The sequence below is a fragment of the Streptomyces sp. NPDC043876 genome, from assembly GCF_056435825.1.
Genome location: NZ_JBWKDV010000001.1, coordinates 452779 through 471675, shown reverse-complemented (window position 1 = coordinate 471675; position 18897 = coordinate 452779). Strand labels below are relative to the sequence as shown.

Annotated in this window: 18 protein-coding genes; 16 read left to right on the top strand and 2 right to left on the bottom strand. The window is 74.4% G+C overall.

Features of this window, described 5'->3' with window-relative positions; genetic code table 11:
* The 13 genes from AC0693_RS02350 (at nt 1) to AC0693_RS02290 (ending at nt 14842) form a co-directional block, all read left to right on the top strand.
* The gene (locus AC0693_RS02350; RefSeq protein ID WP_469316956.1) at nt 1-1071 is read left to right on the top strand and encodes an AvrD family protein; all 1071 of its coding nucleotides are present in this window, start codon (nt 1-3) and stop codon (nt 1069-1071) included.
* Between the two features lie 196 nt (nt 1072-1267).
* Nucleotides 1268-2008, top strand: a complete 741-nt coding sequence (locus tag AC0693_RS02345; protein ID WP_469337634.1) for an AAA family ATPase — start codon at nt 1268-1270, stop codon at nt 2006-2008.
* Nucleotides 2005-3543, top strand: coding sequence for an MFS transporter (locus tag AC0693_RS02340; RefSeq protein WP_468462983.1), 1539 nt, complete (start codon nt 2005-2007; stop codon nt 3541-3543). Before AC0693_RS02345 ends, AC0693_RS02340 begins: the two co-directional genes overlap by 4 nt.
* A 1-nt stretch (nt 3544) precedes the next feature.
* Complete coding sequence (locus tag AC0693_RS02335; RefSeq protein ID WP_468462982.1) at nt 3545-3991, top strand: ester cyclase; 447 nt, start codon at nt 3545-3547, stop codon at nt 3989-3991.
* Nucleotides 3988-4887: an FAD binding domain-containing protein gene (locus AC0693_RS02330; protein ID WP_356404088.1), complete on the top strand. Its 900-nt coding sequence runs from the start codon at nt 3988-3990 to the stop codon at nt 4885-4887. Before AC0693_RS02335 ends, AC0693_RS02330 begins: the two co-directional genes overlap by 4 nt.
* Nucleotides 4884-5459: a (2Fe-2S)-binding protein gene (locus tag AC0693_RS02325; RefSeq protein WP_478739031.1), complete on the top strand. Its 576-nt coding sequence runs from the start codon at nt 4884-4886 to the stop codon at nt 5457-5459. Before AC0693_RS02330 ends, AC0693_RS02325 begins: the two co-directional genes overlap by 4 nt.
* Nucleotides 5456-7804 (top strand): xanthine dehydrogenase family protein molybdopterin-binding subunit, encoded by a 2349-nt coding sequence (locus AC0693_RS02320; protein ID WP_478800773.1) that lies wholly within the window; start codon nt 5456-5458, stop codon nt 7802-7804. The genes AC0693_RS02325 and AC0693_RS02320 overlap by 4 nt, the downstream gene beginning before the upstream one ends.
* Nucleotides 7801-8202 (top strand): acyl carrier protein, encoded by a 402-nt coding sequence (locus AC0693_RS02315; RefSeq protein WP_356404092.1) that lies wholly within the window; start codon nt 7801-7803, stop codon nt 8200-8202. Before AC0693_RS02320 ends, AC0693_RS02315 begins: the two co-directional genes overlap by 4 nt.
* The gene (locus tag AC0693_RS02310; RefSeq protein ID WP_356404094.1) at nt 8199-8969 is read left to right on the top strand and encodes a 4'-phosphopantetheinyl transferase family protein; all 771 of its coding nucleotides are present in this window, start codon (nt 8199-8201) and stop codon (nt 8967-8969) included. Before AC0693_RS02315 ends, AC0693_RS02310 begins: the two co-directional genes overlap by 4 nt.
* Before the next feature lie 452 nt (nt 8970-9421).
* The gene (locus AC0693_RS02305; protein ID WP_478800772.1) at nt 9422-10675 is read left to right on the top strand and encodes an IS701 family transposase; all 1254 of its coding nucleotides are present in this window, start codon (nt 9422-9424) and stop codon (nt 10673-10675) included.
* A gap of 53 nt (nt 10676-10728) precedes the next feature.
* The gene (locus AC0693_RS02300; protein WP_478800771.1) at nt 10729-11841 is read left to right on the top strand and encodes a ParB/RepB/Spo0J family partition protein; all 1113 of its coding nucleotides are present in this window, start codon (nt 10729-10731) and stop codon (nt 11839-11841) included.
* 30 nt (nt 11842-11871) lie between these two features.
* Nucleotides 11872-13410: an MFS transporter gene (locus tag AC0693_RS02295; protein ID WP_478800770.1), complete on the top strand. Its 1539-nt coding sequence runs from the start codon at nt 11872-11874 to the stop codon at nt 13408-13410.
* 49 nt (nt 13411-13459) lie between these two features.
* Nucleotides 13460-14842 (top strand): FAD-binding oxidoreductase, encoded by a 1383-nt coding sequence (locus AC0693_RS02290; protein WP_478800769.1) that lies wholly within the window; start codon nt 13460-13462, stop codon nt 14840-14842.
* A 76-nt stretch (nt 14843-14918) separates the two neighbouring features.
* Here the strand turns inward: AC0693_RS02290 and AC0693_RS02285 are convergent, their stop codons facing one another.
* Nucleotides 14919-15338, bottom strand: coding sequence for a VOC family protein (locus AC0693_RS02285; protein ID WP_356404104.1), 420 nt, complete (start codon nt 15336-15338; stop codon nt 14919-14921).
* Nucleotides 15335-16057 (bottom strand): class I SAM-dependent methyltransferase, encoded by a 723-nt coding sequence (locus AC0693_RS02280; RefSeq protein ID WP_468462978.1) that lies wholly within the window; start codon nt 16055-16057, stop codon nt 15335-15337. The genes AC0693_RS02285 and AC0693_RS02280 overlap by 4 nt, the downstream gene beginning before the upstream one ends.
* A 236-nt stretch (nt 16058-16293) precedes the next feature.
* Between AC0693_RS02280 and AC0693_RS02275 the strand changes: the two genes are divergently transcribed.
* From AC0693_RS02275 to AC0693_RS02265, 3 genes are read left to right on the top strand one after another with little or no spacing between them, the layout of a single operon-like run.
* Nucleotides 16294-17118, top strand: coding sequence for an SDR family NAD(P)-dependent oxidoreductase (locus AC0693_RS02275; protein ID WP_478742893.1), 825 nt, complete (start codon nt 16294-16296; stop codon nt 17116-17118).
* A gap of 58 nt (nt 17119-17176) precedes the next feature.
* Nucleotides 17177-18379 carry an acyl-CoA dehydrogenase family protein gene (locus AC0693_RS02270; protein ID WP_478742895.1) on the top strand — a complete coding sequence of 401 codons (1203 nt, stop codon included), beginning with the start codon at nt 17177-17179 and terminating at the stop codon, nt 18377-18379.
* 27 nt (nt 18380-18406) lie between these two features.
* Complete coding sequence (locus AC0693_RS02265; RefSeq protein WP_478800768.1) at nt 18407-18883, top strand: PhzA/PhzB family protein; 477 nt, start codon at nt 18407-18409, stop codon at nt 18881-18883.
* The last annotated feature ends 14 nt before the right edge of the window (nt 18884-18897 follow it).

Below are 18897 nucleotides of genomic sequence, written 5' to 3'. Positions count from 1 at the left end.
GTGTCCGCCGTAACCGAGGCCACCACCACCCCGCAGAAGCTGTTCCTGAAGTCGGTCGACGATTACCTCGGACCCGGCGAGGGCCGGTTCTTCTCGCGCGGCTACCAGCGGGCCGAGTACCTGGTCCGGGACGTCGTCGCCACCCCGGTCACCACCGAACGCCCGGGCATCCGGGCCACCGTGGACGTCAGCTACCCGGCGGACTGGTCCCGCAAGAAGAACGGCACGGACCTGCGCCCCCACCTCAGCACGGTGGACGCGCTGGTCCTGGGCGTGCAGCTCGCCGAGCTGCACCTGGTCCACGCCTACGGACTGACCGGCGACGCCCGCGGCACCATGCGGCTGCGCAAGGTGGTCCTGCGGGCGGGCGGCGCGCCGCAGGAGGACCTGCTGCGCATCCCGGCCTCTTCCCGCCTGGTGCGCACCGACGACGTCCCCGGGGTCCCGGGGCGCCGGCTGTCCGTCCACGACGGCGCGGTCGGCGAGTTGCGGGTGCGCTGCGAGATCGAGCACGACGAGGGCGTACGGGCCGAGGACGAGGGCGTTTTCGGCAGCCTGGACGAGGGCCTCGGCGACGCGGCGCGGCGCTTCTACGGCGACGGCTTCAAGCGTCGGCGCCACGTCATCCGTGACGTCGTGGTCGACATGGAGGAGCTGGCCGCCACCGCCGGGGTGCACTTCGTCCCGGGTCCGGCCGAGCGCCCGGACGGACCCGGCGCGCTGGGGGTCGACGCGGCCACCGAACCGTCGGTGTCGCTCGTGGACGCCTTCGTGGTCAACCTCCAGCTGGTCCAGGTGCTGATGTACGAACTGGACCGGGTCGACCGCGCCTCCAGCAACACCCTCTGGATGATGCAGACCGTGCTCACCGCGGCGGACACGGCCCTGCCGCTGCCCGTCCGCGGGGACGAGGCGCAGGCCGCCTCCGCGCGGCTGACCGCGAAGCGGGTCCTGCCGCTGCGCGGCGGGGTCTGGCGCAGCGTGGACATCGAGGCGAGCCTCGGCGGAGTGGGCGTGCGGGCCTCGTTCGCACACGAACTCCCGCCGGAGGCCGCGGCCTCGGCCGGCTGACCGGGCCCGCGGGCGGCTGACCGGTCCCCTCGGCCGGTCGGCCGCCCCGCCCCCGGGCGCGAAGGGTCCGCCGTCCAGGACCCCCGCGCCCCCTCGTCCCGGACGGGGCCGGACCGCCCGTGGCGGATCCGGCCCCGCCCGGGGGGCCGTCCCACGGCCCACCACCATCGAACCGAACACCACTAAGGAGACACCGATGCGGCTGTCCGTGTCCGGTACCTATTCCGCGGGGAAGACCTCCACGGCCACTGCCCTCGCCTCCTACACAGGTCTCGGCTTCGCCCCCGCCCGGGCCATCCGCGAGATACTCCCCGACGCGGTGCCCGGCAAGGCGCTCGCCGACGTGACGCCCGCCGAGTACCTCCAGCTCGCCGTGCGCCGGCACGTCGGCCGGGTGCAGAACGAGGCACGCCTCGGAGTGGGGGGCGCCGGCTTCGTGTCCGACGGCTCCTCGCTCCAGGAGTGGATCTACGCGGCCGCCCGGGTCCGCTTCGGGATGGATCCCGCGGCCCCCGCGGCCACCGCGCCCGCCACCGCGGCCATGGGCTTCTTCGCCGAGGCCGTCGACCAGCTCGGTCACGCGATGCGCCAGCACGTCAAGGAGACCTACGACGGCTTCGTGCACCTGCGGGCCGCACCCGGGGCCGTCAAGCCCGGCGGGCACCGCCGGATGCACCCCGAGTTCCGCGCGTTCTGCGACGACATGCTGCTCCAGGCCCTGGTGGACCTCGACGTGACCTACCACGTCGTCGAGGGCCCGCGCCCGGAGCGGCTGGAGAAGATCGCCGACCTGTTCGGCCTGCCCGTCGTACGGTCCGCCGACGAGGCGATCGAGCTGGCGACGCGCGAGTACGAATCCATCGACTGGCGGCTGGAGGGCGAGCGCACGCAGAGCGCCGCCTCGCTCGTCGCCGCTGCTGCCGGAGGCATCAAGTGACCACCGAAACCACCCCCTACGCACGGCGCTGGCTGATGCTGCCCGTCGTCCTGGCCGCCCTCTTCATGGCCCAGTTCGACCTGTACGTCGTCAACGTCGCCGCCCCCACCCTCCAGCGGCAACTGGGCGCGGGCCCGGTCGCCCTCGAACTCATCGTCGCCGGTTACGCCTTCACCTACGCCAGCGGCCTGATCACCGGCGGCCGGCTCGGCGACCTCTTCGGCTCCCGCGTGATGTTCCTCGGCGGGGCCCTGGCCTTCACCCTCGCCTCGCTGCTCTGCGGGATCGCCCAGAGCCCCGACCAGCTCGTCGTCGCCCGGCTGCTCCAGGGCGTGACCGGCGCGGCCATGGTGCCGCAGGTGCTCGCGCTGATCACCGGCGTGTTCAGCCCGGCCGAACGGCCGCGCGCGCTCGCCTGGTTCGGCTTCACCGTCGGCGTCGGCGCGGTCGCCGGGCAGGTGCTCGGCGGCATGCTGCTCCAGGCCGGTTCCTCCGGTCTCGGCTGGCGCGCGATCTTCCTGGTCAACGTGCCCGCCGGCCTGCTGACCTTCGCGCTGGCCCACCGCCTGGTGCCCAAGCGGGCCGCCTCGTCCGCGGCGCGCGGCACCCTCGACCCCGTCGGCGCCATCGGCATCCCGGCCGGCCTCGCGCTGGCGCTCGTCCCCATGATGCTCGGCGCGGCCAAGGGCTGGCCGCTGTGGACCTGGCTGTGCCTGGCCGCCTCGGTGCCCGTCCTCGCCGCCACCCTCGGCTGGGAGCGGAAGCTGGCCCGCCAGGGCCGGCGCCCGCTGCTCGACCTCTCGCTCTTCCGGATCCGCTCCTTCCACCGCGGTCTGGTGGTCAGCGGGGCGGTGTTCGGGGCGTTCTTCAGCTTCATGTTCGCGCTGACCCTGGTCCTGCAGTCCGGTCTCGGCCTGAGCCCGCTGGCCGCCGGATTCTCCTTCGCCCCGCTCGGCCTGGCCTTCGCCGGGGCGTCCATGGCGGCGCGCCGGATCCCGCCGGCGCGGGCCGCCCGTACGGTCCTCGGCGGCACGCTCGTCGCGGCGACCGGACTGATCGTCCTGCTCGCCGAGGTGGCCTGGGCCCCCGACGACATCAGCGCCCTGCGGCTGCTGCCGCCGATGATCCTCATCGGCCTCGGCAACGGGCTCGCGGTACCCGCCCTGACCGGCGCGGTGCTCACCGGAGTCGGCCCCGGCCAGGCCGGATCCGCCGCCGGAGTGCTCACCACCGCCCAGCAGTTCGCCAGCGCCGCCGGTGTGGCCCTGCTCGGCTCCGTCTTCTTCTCGGTCCTCGGTTCCGGTGAGGGCCCCGGCGCCTACGCGATCGCCCTGCGCTGGGTCGCGGGGATCGGTCTGGTCCTGGTGCTGATCGCGGCCGCCGCGAGCCGGGCCCTGCTCCGGCCGGAGGCCGACGCCACGGCCAAAGAGGCCCCGGCCGCAAAGGCTCCGGCCGAAGGGACCCCGGCCAAAGGGAACGCGGCCGAAGGCGTAGCGGAGAAGAACCCGTCCAAGAAGATCCTGGGAAAGGTGTGACATGCAGGGGACGGCCCTGACTGCGGAGGAGCGCAAGGCGAAGGCCGCGCTGCTCTTCGAACGGATCATCACGCACAACGAGCTGCACCTCGCCGACGACCTCTTCCACGAGGACTTCAGCTGGCCGCAGTTCGGCCTGCACGGCCCGGAGGGCGTCCGCACCTGGGTGCGGGCCTTCCGGACCTCCTTCCCCGACATGGTGGACACCGTCGTCGAACAGTGGGCCGACGGGGACACGGTGATCTCCCGGGTGGAGTGCACGGCCACCCAGCTCGGCGCCTTCCGCGGCCTGCCGCCCAGCGGACGCAAGGCCACCTTCGGGGCGCTGGGCATCGACCGGTTCCGCGGCGACAAGATCATCGAGCGGTCGGCGCACTTCGACCTCGCCGACCTGATGCGCAAGTACGGGCACACGGAACTCCAGGTCCCGCCGCAGGACAAGCCGTGAGGCCCGCCCCGTTCGACTACGTCCGTCCCGCGAGCGCGGCGGAGGCCGTGTGGGCCCTGGCCGGGGCCCACACGGCCGGCCGGGAGGCCCGGGTGCTCGCGGGCGGCCAGTCGCTGGTCCCGCTGCTGAACCGGCGGGCCGTGCGCCCCGACCTGATCGTCGACCTCGGCCGGGTGCCCGCGCTCAGCGGGATCCAGACCGGCCGGCGCGGCGTCCGGATCGGGGCCCTCACCCCGCACGCGACGGTGGAGCGCAGCACCGACGCCGGGCTGCACCGGCGGCTGCCGGTGCTGCCCGAGGCGGCCGCCCTGATCGGGCAGCTGCCGGTGCGGGTGCGCGGCACGGTCGGCGGGAGCCTCGCGCACGCCGACCCGGGCGCCGAGTGGTGCCTGCTGGCGGTGCTGCTGAGCGCCGAACTGACCCTGCTGGGGCCGGACGGCGGGCGGGTGGTGGCCGCCGACGCGTTCCTGCGCGGGCGGCACCGCACCGCGCTGCGGCCGGGGGAGATCCTGGTCGAGGTGCGGTTCCCGGTGGCCGAGCCGGCCGCCGCGCTCATCGAGTACGCCGCCCAGCCCGGCCGGATCCCGGAGGTCGCCGCCGCCGCGGCCCTGGTCCTGGACGCCGACGGGCGGATCGCCTCCGCCCGGCTCGCCCTGGCCGGTCCGCTGGAGCGCCCGACGCGGATCCCGGCCGCCGAAGCCCTCCTGATCGGGATCCGTCCCGGCCAGGAGAGCTTCGCGGTGGCCGCCGCCCAGGCGGTACGGATCACCGGGACCAGCGGTGACCTGGGCACCCTGGCCGCCGTACTGATGCGCCGGGCGCTCGCCGAATCCGCCGCACGGGCCGCCGTACTGGCGCCGGTGCGCCGCGAAAGAATGGAGCTGGTGCCGGTATGACCTCCTTCACCCCGGCCTCCGCCACCGCCGCCCGCGCCGTCCCCGTGAAGCTGACCGTGAACGGTGAGCCGCACTCCCTGGACGTCGAGGCGCGGCGCAGTCTGGCCGACGTACTGCGCCGCGAACTGCGGCTCACCGGCACCACGGTGGGCTGCGAGACCGGGGTGTGCGGCTCCTGCACGGTGCTGCTGGACGACGAGCCGGTCCGGGCCTGCGCGATGCTCGCCGCGCAGGCCGACGGCGGCCGCGTCGAGACCGTCGAGTCCCTCGCTCCGGAGGGCGGTGAACTGGGGCCGCTGCAGAGCGCGTTCCGTGACAACTTCGCCCTCCAGTGCGGGTTCTGCACCCCCGGTTTCCTGATGCTCGCCACCGGGCTGCTGCGCCGCGAGCCCGACCCGGACCGGGCCGCGGTCCGGGCCTGCGTCTCGGCGAACCTGTGCCGCTGCACCGGCTACCAGCCGATCGTGGACGCGGTGTCGGCGGCCGCGGCGGCCGCTTCCGCGTCCGGTTCGGCGGCCGCGTCCGATTCCGCCGAGGCTGCGGCCGGGGCTTCCACCGGGGAGGGATCATGAGCACCGGCGTCGTCGGACGTTCCGTACCCCGTCTGGAGGACGACCGGCTGCTGCGCGGCCGCGGCCGCTTCCACGACGACGTGGCGCGCCCCGGCCAGCTGTGGATGCGCGTCGTACGGTCCCCCCTGGCCCATGCCCGGATCCTCGGCGTGGACACCGCGCGGGCCGCCGCGCTGCCCGGGGTGGCGGCCGTGATCACCGCCGACGACCTGCCGCCGGGCCTGCGGATCCCGGTCCGCCAGCCGCACCCCGGGATCGACTTCACCGCCTACCTCCAGCCGCCCCTGGCCACCGGGTACGTCCGGTACGCGGGGGAGCCGGTGGCCGTCGTCCTCGCCGAGGACCCCTACCTCGCGGAGGACGCCGCCGAGCTGGTCCGCCTGGACCTCGCGGAGCTGCCCCCGGCGATGGACGCCCGTACGACGGCGGCCGGACCCGGGCCCGTATCCCTGGCCGGGCAGCCCCCGGCGCAGGTCGGCACGGTCGACTTCGGCTACGGGGACGTGGACGCGGCCTTCGCCGCGGCCGCCCACGTGGTCAGCGCCGACCTGCGCACCGGCCGGCACAGCGGCACCCCGCTGGAGCCGCGCGGCCTGATCGCGGAGATCGACGACTCCGTCGGGCCGGAAGGGCGGCTGACCATCTGGGGCGCGGCGAAGATCCCGCACATCAACCGGCGGGTCCTGGCCTCCCTGCTGTCCTTCCCCGAACACCGCATCCACATGCGGGAGACGGACGCGGGCGGCAGCTTCGGCATCCGCGGCGAGTTCTACCCCGAGGACCTCCTCGTGCCGTTCCTGTGCCTGCGCACCGGACGCCCGGTGAAGTGGTCCGAGGACCGGGCCGAGCACATGAGCGCCGCGAACCACGCGCGCGAGCAGCAGCACCGGATCGAGCTGGCCTTCGACGCGGACGGCCTGCTGCTGGGGCTGCGGGACGAGGCCTGGCTCGACAACGGCGCGTACATCCGCACGCACGGCGCCGTCGTCGCGGCGCTGACCGCGTCGATGATCTCGGGGGCCTACCGGATCCCCGCGGCCAGCTCGCGCGTGCACATCGTCACCACCAACAAGACGCCCATCGGCACCTACCGGGCCCCGGGCCGCTTCCAGCACAACTTCGTGCGCGAGCACGCCCTCGATCTCGCCGCGACCCGACTGGGCCTGGACCCCGTCGAGCTGCGCCGCCGCAATCTGCTCACGGGCGGTGAACTCCCGCACCAGCGGCCGATGCAGGTCTTCGGCTCGCCCATGGTCCTCGACGGAAAGGACCACCTGGAGCACTTCGACAAGGCGCTGGCGAGGTTCGACTACGACCGCTGGCGGGCCGAGGCGAAGGAGGCGCGCGCCTCGGGACGGCTCGTCGGCACCGCCTGCGCGGTGATCCTGGAGAAGGCCGGGCTGGGCTACGACAGCGCGGTCGTCGACATCGGGGTGACCGGCGCCGTCCGGGTCGCGATGGGCGGTGCGACCGTCGGCCAGGGCATCGAGACGGTGATGGCGCAGATCGCCGCCGACGAGCTCGCCGTACCGGTGGCATCGGTGCGGGTCGTGCTCTCCGACACCGACGTCCTGCCCGACGGCGGCGGCACCTTCGGCAGCCGCTCCACGGTCGTGGGCGGCGAGGCCGTGCGCCGGGCCGCGGTCGCGGTCCGCGAGAAGGCGGTCCGGGTGGCCGCGGGCCTGCTCGGCGTCCCGCCGGAATCCGTGCACCTCGTCCCCGGCGGGCTGGCCTCCTCGGAAGCCGCCGGTGAGGTGCGCTGGGCCGCGCTCGCCGCCGCCGCGTTCACCCCGCGCTGGATCAGGACCGGCGAGGAGGTCGGCCTGATCGGCCGGGCGACCTACGTCGCGGAGGGGATGACGTACCCGTACGGCACCCACTTTGCACAGGCCGAGGTCGACCCGGGGACCGGCGCGGTACGGCTGCTGCGGTACGCCATGACCTACGAGATCGGGCGCGCCGTGCACCCCGAGGCGGTGCGCGGCCAGCTGATCGGCGGCGCCGTCCAGGGCATCGGCGGCGCGCTGTCGGAGGAGTTCCGCTACGACGAGCGCGGCCGCCCGCTGTCCCTGACCCTCGACGAGTACCTGTGGCCCCGCGCCGCGGACCTCCCCGAGTTCGAGGTGGAGATCTACGAGGACGCCCCGGCCCCGGGCAACCCACTGGGTCTGCGCGGAGCCGGCGAGGGGGGCACCGCCGGCAGCGGGGCCGTCGTCGCGGGCGCCGTACGGGACGCCCTGGGGCTGCCCGGCGATGTCGGCGCCCTCCCGCTGCACCCCGCGAGGGTGCGCTCCCTGATGTCCCCGCACCACACGCCGCACCACGACCCGAAGGAGGAGCTGTGACAGTGAACCAAGCGGTTCTCGACTGGCTCAATACCGAACCCGACTGGGACGTCCCGAGCCAGGAGCCGGCCGGTCCGGTGTCCGACGGCCCGGTCTCGGCGGACGTGACCGCACCCTCGGCGGCCACGCTCGCATCCGCGACCCCGGCCGAGCGCGACGCGCTGATCGCCGACTACGTGCGCCGGGAGGTCGCCCGTTCCGTGGGCGTCAGCCCGGCCGCACTGGACACCGAGCGGACGCTGGTCACCGTGGGCATCGGGTCGATGCTGGGACTGGAACTCCAGTACCGGCTGCGCTCCGCCCTCGGCGTCGCACCCGAACTGCCCGACCTGCTCATGGCCAAGGACACGCACGCGCTGGCCGCGATGGTCGTCGCGCTGCTCGGGTCCGGCGGATGACCGCGAAGCTGGCGCCGCCGGCCGGCGCTGATGTCTGGCTGCTGCGGCAGCCGAAGCCGGACGACATCACCGGCGTGCTGGAGATGACCGAACTGGACGAGAACGAACTCCAGCGGGCCCGCGCCTGCCGCCGCCAGTCGGGCGGCTACCTGTACGCGGCGGCGCACATCGCGCTGCGCCGGGTACTCGCCACGTACGTGGGGGAACCGGCCGGGTCACTGGAGTTCGGCCGCGGTCCCTGCCCGTGCTGCGACCAGCAGCACGGGCGCCCGATCCTCCTGCGACCCGCCTCCGACCTGCACTTCTCGCTGTCGCACAGCAGCGGGATCGTGCTGATAGGGGTGGCCTCGGTACCGATCGGCGTCGACGTCGAGAAGGTGCCGACGGCCGAGACGGCCCGGGTGTGCACGGCCGCGCTGCACGCGGACGAGCGCGCCGAGCTGGCCGAGGTCCCCGAATGCGCGGGCACCTCGGCCTTCGGCCGGCTGTGGACCCGCAAGGAGGCCTACCTCAAGGGGCTCGGCACCGGCCTCGGCCGGGACCTGTCCCTGGACTACCTCGGGTGGGAGAGCGAACGCCACCCGAAGGGCTGGTCGGTGGTCGACGTACCGGCGGGCCCCCGCCACACGGCGGCGGCCGCGATCGGCTACGACGGCGCCCCGTCGGGCCCGGTGACGCTGCGCTGGCTCCCCATGGAGAGCCTGTTCAGCGGCGTCCGCGCCGACCTGGCCAACCGCGACTCGGTCCTCGCGGAGCTGGCCGCCTGACCGCGCCCCGCCCACGGGCCGCGCGCAGGAGGATCCCCCGGCCGGGGAGAACAACCGGCCGGGGGATCCTCGTCGTGGTGGCCGGTGGGGAGCGGGCGCGCTCCCCGCGCGGGTCCTCCGGCGCCGCGATCCGCCGGACCGCCTCCGCCGCCGGGACGGTGACCTGCGCGGCGCGGGCCCGGTCGGTGTACCGTCCGGCCAGCACCTCCTGGGCGTCGTCCAGCCGTGTACGCCGACGGCCACCAGCCCGCCCCGGCTGGCTGGGGCGCCGGGGTGGGGCGCCTCAACCGCCTTCCGCTGAGCGTCAGTTGGGTGCCGAGTCGGCGGCCGTGGAAGTGACAAAGTCGTTTCGTAGGTGCCGCGGGGTCGCAAAACATAGAGAACACTCGCTATTCTTTATTGTGCTGGCCAACCGACCCGATCGACCCGTTCGCCGGAGGGAGCTGCCCGCCATGCCGACCGCCGACCTACTCGCCCGGCGTCTCTTCCACTGCCTGCCCCGCACCGATCAGCGCCGTTGGGCCGGTGCCTATCTGTCCGGGCTGCTGGGTACGCCCGGCAAGAAGTCCGTGCGGAACATGGCGCGTTCGACCGCCGCGCTCGGCGCCGCCTCGCAGTCCCTGCACCAGGTGGTCAACGCCAGTACGTGGGACTGGAACCCGGTCCGCCGGGAGCTGGCCGCCTGGTGCGGCGAGCAGGCCGGGGTGCGGGCGCTGCGCATGGTGCCCGTGGTCATCCCCAAGCGCGGGGAGTGCTCCGCCGGGGTGCACCGGCGCTTCGATCCCGCGGGCGGGCGCACCCTGAGCTGCCAGCTCGCGCTGGGGCTGTTCCTCGTCACCGACCTCGCCAGCGTCCCGGTCGACTGGCGGCTGTGCCTGCCCGGCCGCTGGAGCGAGGACGACGAGCTGTGCGAACGGGCCCGGATACCGGCCGCCGCCCGCACCGCCCCCACCCCCCACCCCGGGCTCGGCCTCGACCAGGCCGCCGAGGCCGCCGCCGCCCACGCGTCCGCCGCGGGCGTGCCCGTCGTGGCCGAGGCCGCCACCGAGGCCCCCGCCGACGCGGTGCGGCTCGTCGCCGGGCTGGCCGGCCGCAGCCTCGGCTTCGCCGTGTCCGTACCTCCGGGCACGCCCGTCCTGTGCGGGCCGCCCGGCGACCGCGCCCCGCACACCACCACCGTGGCCCGGCTCGCCGCCCGCCTCGGCCCCGCGGCCTCCCCGCTCGCGGGCGGCCGGCTGCGCCGGGCGCCCGCGCTCATCCGGGTGCCCGGGGTGGCCCGCCCGCTGGCCCTGCTCACCGAGTGGGACCCGGCGGCCCCGGACCGGCCCGCGAAGCACTGGATCGCCGACCCCGACGGCCGCACGCTGGCCGCCGCCCGGTTCTCCCTCTCGGCCGCCACCTCGCTGTCCCTGGCCACCTCGATGGAGGTGCTGGAGGACTGCGGGCTGCTCGATTTCGAGGGGCGCTCCTTCCCCGGCTGGCACCGCCACATGACCCTCGTCTCGGCCGCCGCCGCCCACCGCCTGCTGGGCGCCCCGCGCCGGACGGCCCGTACCGCCCCCGACCGCACCGTCGACCGCGCGGCCGCCGACCGCGCCCTCGCGGCCGACCGCGCCGCGGCCGCCGACCGCACGCTCACCGCCGACCGCGCCCGCACCTCCGACCGCGCCCACCCCCGTGCCCGCGCCCACGCGTTCAGCGGCTGACCGCGCTCCGTGACGCGAGGACGCGACCCGAGGATGCGACCCAAGGAGTCGAAATGACCGTCGACACGGCGGCAGCCCCCGTCCGCACGATCAAGCTGCCCGCCCTCACCGCCCTGCCCGCCCTGTCCGGTGTCACCGCCCTGCGCCCGGTCACCCTGCCGACGCCTGCCTCGGCCCTGATGACCGGCTGCGTGCCCGTGGACGCGCTGCTCGACGCCGAGTCCCCGCGCCTCGCCGGCGTGGACCAGGACCACGTCCGGATGCTGGCGGGCCTGGAGACCGAACTCCCGCCGATCGTCGTCCACCGCTCCACCCTGCGCGTGGTCGACGGGATGCACCGGCTGCACGCGGCCCGGCTGCGCGGGCGCGCCTCCATCGCCGTCCGCTGGTTCGACGGCACGCCGTCCGAGGCGTTCCTGCTGGCCGTCGAGGCGAACAACCGGCACGGGCTGCCGCTGACCCTCTCCGACCGCCGCGAGTCCGCGCGCCGCATCCTGCGCGCCTGGCCCGACTGGTCGGACCGGGCCGTCGCCGCCAAGGTCGGCCTGTCCGGCAAGACCGTCGGCGTGCTGCGCCGCGCCGCCGCCGAGAACGGCGAGGCCGGAGCCCCCGGCGAACTGCCCGCCGCCCGGGTGGGCTGCGACGGCCGGGCCCGCCCGCTCAACGCCACCGAGGGCCGGCTGCGCGCCATGGACTACCTCGCCGTCCGCCCCGAGGCCTCGCTGCGCGAGATCGCCCGCTCCTCCGGCATCTCGGTGGAGACCGCCCGGGACGTGCGCGACCGCCTCGCCCGGGGCGAGGGCCCCCTGCCCGGCAGCGGCGCGGGGGCGCGTACGGGCGTCCGTACGGGCGTACGCACCCCCGCGCCGGACGGTGACGGCGCCCGCCCCGGCCGCGCCGCGGGCCGCGCCCCCGTCGACCTCTCCATCGTCCTGGACTCCCTCAAGCGCGACCCCACCCTCAAGTACAGCGACGAGGGCCGCGCGATGATCCGCTGGCTGGAGGCCCGGATGATCCGCGAGGGCGAGAGCGGCGTGGTGCTGCGCGCCCCCGACCACCAGGCCCCGAAGATCGCCGCCATGGCGCGGGCCTGCGCCGCGCACTGGGACGAGATAGCCACCGAACTGGAGCACCGCGGCGCCCGCTTACGTACCGACGAGAACTGAAGAACCGCTGAGAGAAGATGAGTTGACACGATGACGACCACCGCGAACGCCACCGAAGGACAGAGCGCGACCAGCGCGAAGAATCCGTGGGCAGCGCTGTCGGCACTCTGTGTCGGCTTCTTCCTCATCATGATGGACACGACGATCGTGACCGTCGCGATCCCCGGCATCATGGACGGCCTCCACGCCGACCTCAACCGGATCACCTGGGTGCACAGCGTCTACCTGCTCACCTACGCCGTCCCCCTGCTGGTCGCCGGACGGCTCGGCGACCGCTTCGGCCGCAAGCCAGTCTTCCTCGCCGGCATGGCCGTCTTCACCGCCGCCTCCCTGTGGTGCGGGCTCTCCGGCAGCGCGGAGATGCTGATGACCGCGCGCGCCGTGCAGGGCGTCGGGGCCGCGCTGATGGCCCCGCAGACCATGGCCTTCGTGACCACCCTCTTCCCCGCCAACCGGCGCGGCGCGGCCCTCGGGGTCTGGGGCGCGGTCGCGGGCCTGGCCACCACCGTCGGACCGCTGCTCGGCGGCTTCCTCGTCGGCTCGGCCGGCTGGCAGTGGATCTTCCTGGTCAACGTGCCGATCGGCCTGGCCGGGCTCGTCATGACCGCGAAGCTGGTCCCCGGCGGCCAGCCCCGCAACCACCGCCGCTTCGACCTGCTCGGCACCCTGCTCTCCGGACTCGGCCTGTTCGCCGTGGTGTTCGGCCTGCAGAACGGCCAGCACTACGACTGGGGCACCGTCGCCGGACCGCTCACCGTGCCGGTGGTCATCGGCGCGGGCGTGGTCCTGCTCGCCGCCTTCGTCCTGTGGCAGCGCTTCAACCCGCGCGAGCCGCTGATGCCGCTCTCCCTCTTCCGGCGCCGCCACTTCTCCACCGCCGCCTTCGCCGCGGCGGCCATCGGCTTCGCCGTCACCGGCCTCTACCTGCCGCTCACCCTCTACATGCAGGCGGTCATGGAACTCTCCCCGCAGCAGGCCGGGTTGCTGATGGTGCCCGTCGCCGTCTCCAGCGGGCTGGCCGGGCCGCTCGCCGGGACCCTCTCCGACCGGGTCCCCGGCAAATGGGTGGTCCTCGCCGGATTCCTCGTCTTCGCGGCCGGCCTGGGCATGATCGTCCTCGCGATGCGCCCCGACGGAGGGGTCTGGCAGCTCGCCGGCGCGCTGTTCTTCGCCGGGATCGGTACGGGCGCGGCCTTCGCGCCCATGGCGAACGTGGCCACCGGCACGCTGCCCGTCGCCGACATCGGTGCGGGGGCCGGGATGTACAACTCGATCCGGCAGGTCGGCTGCGTCATCGGCGCCGCCGCCGTCGGTGTGCTGATGCAGGCGCAGCTGTCCTCCCGGCTCGCCACCGAGACCCTCGCCGAGGGCGCGTCGGCCGCCGAACGCCATGCCTTCCACGAAGGGCTGGCGCAGGCCTCCGGGACGACCCTGCTGCTGCCCGTGGCGGTGCTGCTCGTGGGCGCCCTCGCCTGCCTCCTGATGCCGTCCGGTAAATCCGCGGAGACCGGAAAACCGGCCGCGCTTCCCGTGGACGCCCCGAATCCCGACCTCCAAAAAGTCGGCTGAACCACCCTGTGAACCACCGCATTGCGCGCCATCGAAAGGAATAGTCCTGATGTCCCATGACAGCACCCGGATTGACTTCACCCCCCTTGTGGAATCGGTGACCGGGCCGGTATTCACTCCCGGACAGGAGGGCTACGAGGAGGAACTCACCGGATTCCAGGCCGGATACCGGCACGACCCCGCCGCCGTCCTCGGCGCCGCGGACGCCGAGGACGTCCGGCTCGCGGTGGCCTTCGCCGCCGAACGCGGAATCCCGGTCTCGGTCCAGGCCACCGGCCACGGGGTCACCGTCCTCGACCGGGGCGGCCTGGTGATCAGCACCCGGCGGCTGACCGGCGTCACCGTCGACCCCGGCGCGCGGACCGCCCGCATCGAGGCGGGCGCCCGATGGGAGCAGGTCGTCGAGCGGACCGCCCCGCACGGGCTGGCCCCGCTCAGCGGCTCCGCCGGGCACGTCGGCGTGACCGGTTACACCCTCGCGGGCGGACTGGGTCTGCTGGCGCGGGAGTTCGGCTACGCCGCCGACCTGGTGGAGGCCGTCGAGGTGGTCACCGCCGACGGGCGGGCCCGCCGGGTCACCGCCGACAGCGACCCCGACCTGTTCTGGGCGCTGCGCGGCGGCCGCGACAACTTCGGCATCGTCACCGCCCTGGAGATCTCGCTGCTGCCGGTCGCCACCGTCTACGGCGGCGGCATGTACTTCGACGCGGCGCACGCCGACCGGGTGCTGGAGCAGTTCCGCAGCTGGACCGCGACGGCTCCCGAGAGCGTCACCGCCTCCCTCGGGATGATCGAGTACCCGCCGATCCCGGTCTTCCCCGAGCCGCTGCGCGGCCGCCACGTCGTGCACGTCCGCTTCGCCACCACCGACCTGGCCGGCGGCCCCGAACTGGTCGCCCCGTGGCGTGGGTTCGGCGTGGAAATCATCCACGAGCACCTGGGGGAGCTTGCCTACCCCGAGGTCGGCTCGATCTACGCCGAGCCGACCTTCTCGCACGCCTACGACGGCAACAGCGTCCTGCTGAGCGAGCTGAACCCGCAGATCCTGGACGCCGTACGCACCCTCGCCGGACCCGGATCGCCGGTGGACTGCATCGTCGACCTGCGCCACATGGGCGGGGCCCTGGCGCGGCAGCCGGAGGTGCCCAACGCGGTGCCGTTCCGCGAGGCCGCCTACATCCTGCGGGTCCTGTCCGGCTCGGACGAGGCGCCCCTGGCGGACATCCGCGCCGCGCACGCCGCCCTGGACGAGGCCGTCCGGCCGTGGACCCTGGGCCGTTCGCTCAACTTCGTCTACGGCGAGCGCACCGCCGACGCCTACGCGGACGAGCTGTACGACCCGGCCACCCGGGCCCGCCTCGCCAAGCTCAAGGGCGTCTACGACCCGGGCAACGTGTTCCGCACCAACCTGAACATCGAGCCCGCCGCGTAATCCTCCTGCGGCCGGCTCCACACACAGCGGCGCCCCGGGACCGATCGGTCCCGGGGCGCTTCCGCGTCCGCAGAGGTCAGGCGGCCGGTGAGCCGAGGCCCACCCGGTTGCCCGCGGGGTCGCGGACGTAGGCCACCCGCTCGCCCCACGGGGTGTTCTCCGGCTCCTGGACCACCGGGGCGCCCGCGGCCCGCAGGACGTCCACGGTGGCGTCCACGGCCTCCACGAACACGAACAGGTCGACGCCCCCCGAGGGCAGCTCCACGGCCCCGTCGTCCCGGCTCACCGCCAGCTCCGCGTCGTCGCGGCGCAGCGCCACGAAGTCCGGCTCGCCCTTCGCGGGGTGGCGGTGCCCGGCCCGGAAGCCGAGCCGCTCGTAGAAGGCGGCGGTGGCACCGACCCGGCGGGCGCGCAGCACGGGGAACGCGCGCCGCACCGGGGCGGGAGGGGCCGGACGGGCGGGGGCGATGGGGACGGAGGCGTGCGCCGCGCTCACGCCGCCGCCCCGGGGACCGCCTCGGGGGCGCGCTCGGCGAACAGCTTCCACACCGGCAGCCGGGTGCGGCCCTTGGCGTCCAGCTCGGGGCGCCGGCCGGTGCGCTCGAAGAACTTCTCCATGCCGGCCGCGACGCCCGCGTACTCCGACAGCTCCAGCGAGGTGATCGTCCAGCCCGCCTCCGTCAGCGTCGTGCGCAGCTCCTCCTCCGGCACCGACAGCGGCGCGGGCATGCCGCCCGGCACGTCGGCGAAGCACAGCACGCTCAGGCGCGCGCCGGGCCGGGTGACCCGGTGCAGGGCCGCCGCGTACAGCGGGCGGGCGGGCGCCGGGAGGGTGTGGAAGAGGGCGCTGTCCAGGACGGAGTCGAAGCGGCCCTCGTAGCCGGTCAGGGCGGTCGCGTCGGCGACGGCGAAGTCGATGTCGAGGTCACCCGCCCGGGCGCGGGCCTGCTCGATGGCGGCGGAAGCGGCGTCGACGGCGGTGACCTTGTAGCCGCGGCCGGCCAGGAAGACGGCGTTGTCGCCGGGGCCGCAGCCCACGTCGAGGACCTCACCGGCGAAGCGGCCGAGGCGCTCCAGCTCCACGACGTCCGGCTGGGCCTCGCCGATGTCCCACGGGACGACCTTGATGGCGGCCCCTTCGAGCAGTTCGCCGCCGGTGTAGACGGCGTTGAAATCGGCGGCGGCGTAGTCGTACGTCTGTTCCGTGGCGCTCACGCGAATCTCCTTGCGGTGAATTCGATCTCGGGGATCCGTAGGGTGCGGGATTCCCGGCAGTATCACCCGCCGACTCCGTTGTCCGAAACGCCGGTTGGTGTCCGAGGAGACGTTCCGGGTGTCCGTCCGAGGAAATTCCTCACTCGGACGGGGTGTCCGAATTCCCTTCGTGGACAGGCCCGCCGTGCGTCGGGATGAATGGAGCCCAAGCCTCACCGACGGGTTAAGGAGCCGCAGTGACTGCCGCAGTGACAGGAAAGGTCTGGTTCATCACCGGCACGTCCCGGGGATTCGGCCGCGTCTGGGCCGAGGCCGCACTCGAACGGGGCGACCGGGTCGCCGCCACCGCCCGCGACCTCGCCTCCCTCGACCCCCTCGTCGAGGCGTACGGCGACGCGGTCCTGCCGCTGCGGCTCGACATCCGGGACCGGGACGCGGCCTTCGCGGCCGTCGCCGCCGCCCACGCCCACTTCGGCCGGATCGACGTCGTGGTCAACAACGCGGGCTACGGCCTGTTCGGCGCCGTCGAGGACGTCACCGAGGCCCAGGCCCGCGAGCAGCTCGACACCAACCTCTTCGGCACGCTGTGGGTGACGCAGGCCGTCCTGCCGGTCCTGCGGGCCCAGGGCAGCGGCCACATCCTCCAGATGTCCAGCATCGCCGGGCTCGCGTCCTGGCCGATGCTCGGGCTCTACCACGCCTCCAAGTGGGCGGTCGAGGGGCTGACCGACTCCCTCGCCCAGGAGGTGGCCCGCTTCGGCATCCGCGTCACCCTGGTCGAGCCGGGCCCGTACAAGACCGACTGGCGCGGCAGTTCGGCCGTCTGGGCCGAGCCCTCCGCGGCCTACGCGGAGGTCGCGAAGGCCCCTTCGGCCGGCTCCGCCCCCGGCGACCCGGCCGCCACGGCCGGGCCGGTGCTGGAGCTGGTCGACCACCCGGACCCGCCGCTGCGCGTGCTGCTCGGCGCGACCGTGCTGGATACGATCACCACCGCCTACGAGGAGCGGCTGGCCGGGTGGAAGCAGTGGGACGCCCTCGCCCGCGCCGCCCAGGGCGACTGAACCCGCCGCACCACCGCACCGACCGACCCCGACCGACCCCGCTGAAGGGAAGAAGACCGTGCAGAGTGAAGCCGTGAACGGCGTGGCCCCGGGCCGCGCGGAGCTGGTGGCCCGGGCGGCCGCGCTGCGCGCGGGCCTGTGGGAGGACGCACCGCAGAGCGACGGCGCGCGACGGCTGACCGGGCGGAGCATCGACGCGGTCACCGGCGCGGGCCTGATGCGGCTGATGACCCCGCGGCGCCTGGGCGGCTACGAGGCCGACATCCGCACCCTGCTGGAGGTCGCCACCGAGGTGGGCCGCGGGTGCAGCTCCACCGCGTGGATCACCGGAGTGCTGAACGCGGGCAACTTCGTCGCCTCCCTCTTCCCCCGCGCGGTGCAGGACGAGGTGTGGAGCCTGAACCCGGACGCCCGCACCGCCCTGGTGCTCGGCATGCCGGCCCGCGGGGTCGAGCCGGCCGACGGCGGGGTGCTCGTCACCGGCGAGTGGGCCTACGTCTCCGGCTCGCTGCACGCCGACTGGGTGGGCGTCCTGATCGCCGTACCGGTCCCGGACCGCGACCCGGTCGTGCACTTCGCCCTGATGCGGGCCGACGAGGTCTCGATCAAGGACACCTGGCACTTCGCCGGGATGCGCGGCACCGGCAGCAACACCGTGGTGGCGACGGGCGTCTTCGTCCCCGAACGCCGGCTGCTGCCCTACCTGCCGCTGCTCAACGGCGAGACGGACGGGCTGGTCGACCCGGCCCACCGCTACCGCAACAGCCTGGTCGGGCTCTTCTCCATCGGCCTGCTGGGCTCCCTGCTCGGCGGCGCCACCGCCGCCTTCGACTTCGTTCGCGAGGCGGCCCCCCAGCGGCCCGCGGCCGGCTCCCGCTACCCGAACCAGGCCGAGTCGCCCTCCCTCCAGCTGGACCTGGCCGAGGCCGCCACGAAGATCGAGACGGCCCGGCTGCTCGCCGGGAAGATCGCGGACGCGGCCGACGAGGCCGCCTATGCGGGGGAGTTCGCGGACGTCCTGGTCCGGGCCGCCGCCCGGCAGTACTCCACCCAGGTCGCCCAGCTCTGCCGGGAGGCCGTGGACATCCTGATGACGGCGTACGGCTCCTCCGCCTTCAACGAGTCCAACCCGCTCCAGCGGATCTGGCGCGACGTGAACGTCGGCAGCCGCCACGCGGGCTTCGGCATGGGCATCCCGCAGCAGCTCTACGGCCGGGCCCTGGTCGGCCGGGACCCGCGCGAGATCAGCCTGCTGGTCTGACCCCCCTCCCCGCCGGAAAGGATCACCATGTCGTTCGATCAGCAGGCCGACGAGCAGGCCGTCCGGGAACACAACCGGGCCGTCGTCGAGCAGTACATGAACACCCGCGGCCAGGACCGCCTGAAGCGCCACCTCCTCTTCACCGAGGACGGCGTCGGCGGTCTGTGGACCAACGAGACCGGCGAACCGATCACCATCACCGGCCGCGACCGGCTCGGCGAGCACGCCGTGTGGTCGCTGCGCTGCTTCCCCGACTGGGCCTGGACGGACGTCGAGATCTTCGCCACCCAGGACCCGAACCGCTTCTGGGTCGAATGCCGCGGCGAAGGAAAGATCGTTTATCCCGGCTATCCCGTCGGCCACTACACCAACCACTTCATCCACTCCTTCCTCTTCGAGGACGGAAAGATCAAGCAGCAGCGCGAGTTCATGAACCCCTGCCAGCAGTTCCGCGCCCTCGGGATCGACGTCCCGCAGGTACGGCGCGAAGGAATCCCCACGTAATAAGGAGATGCCCG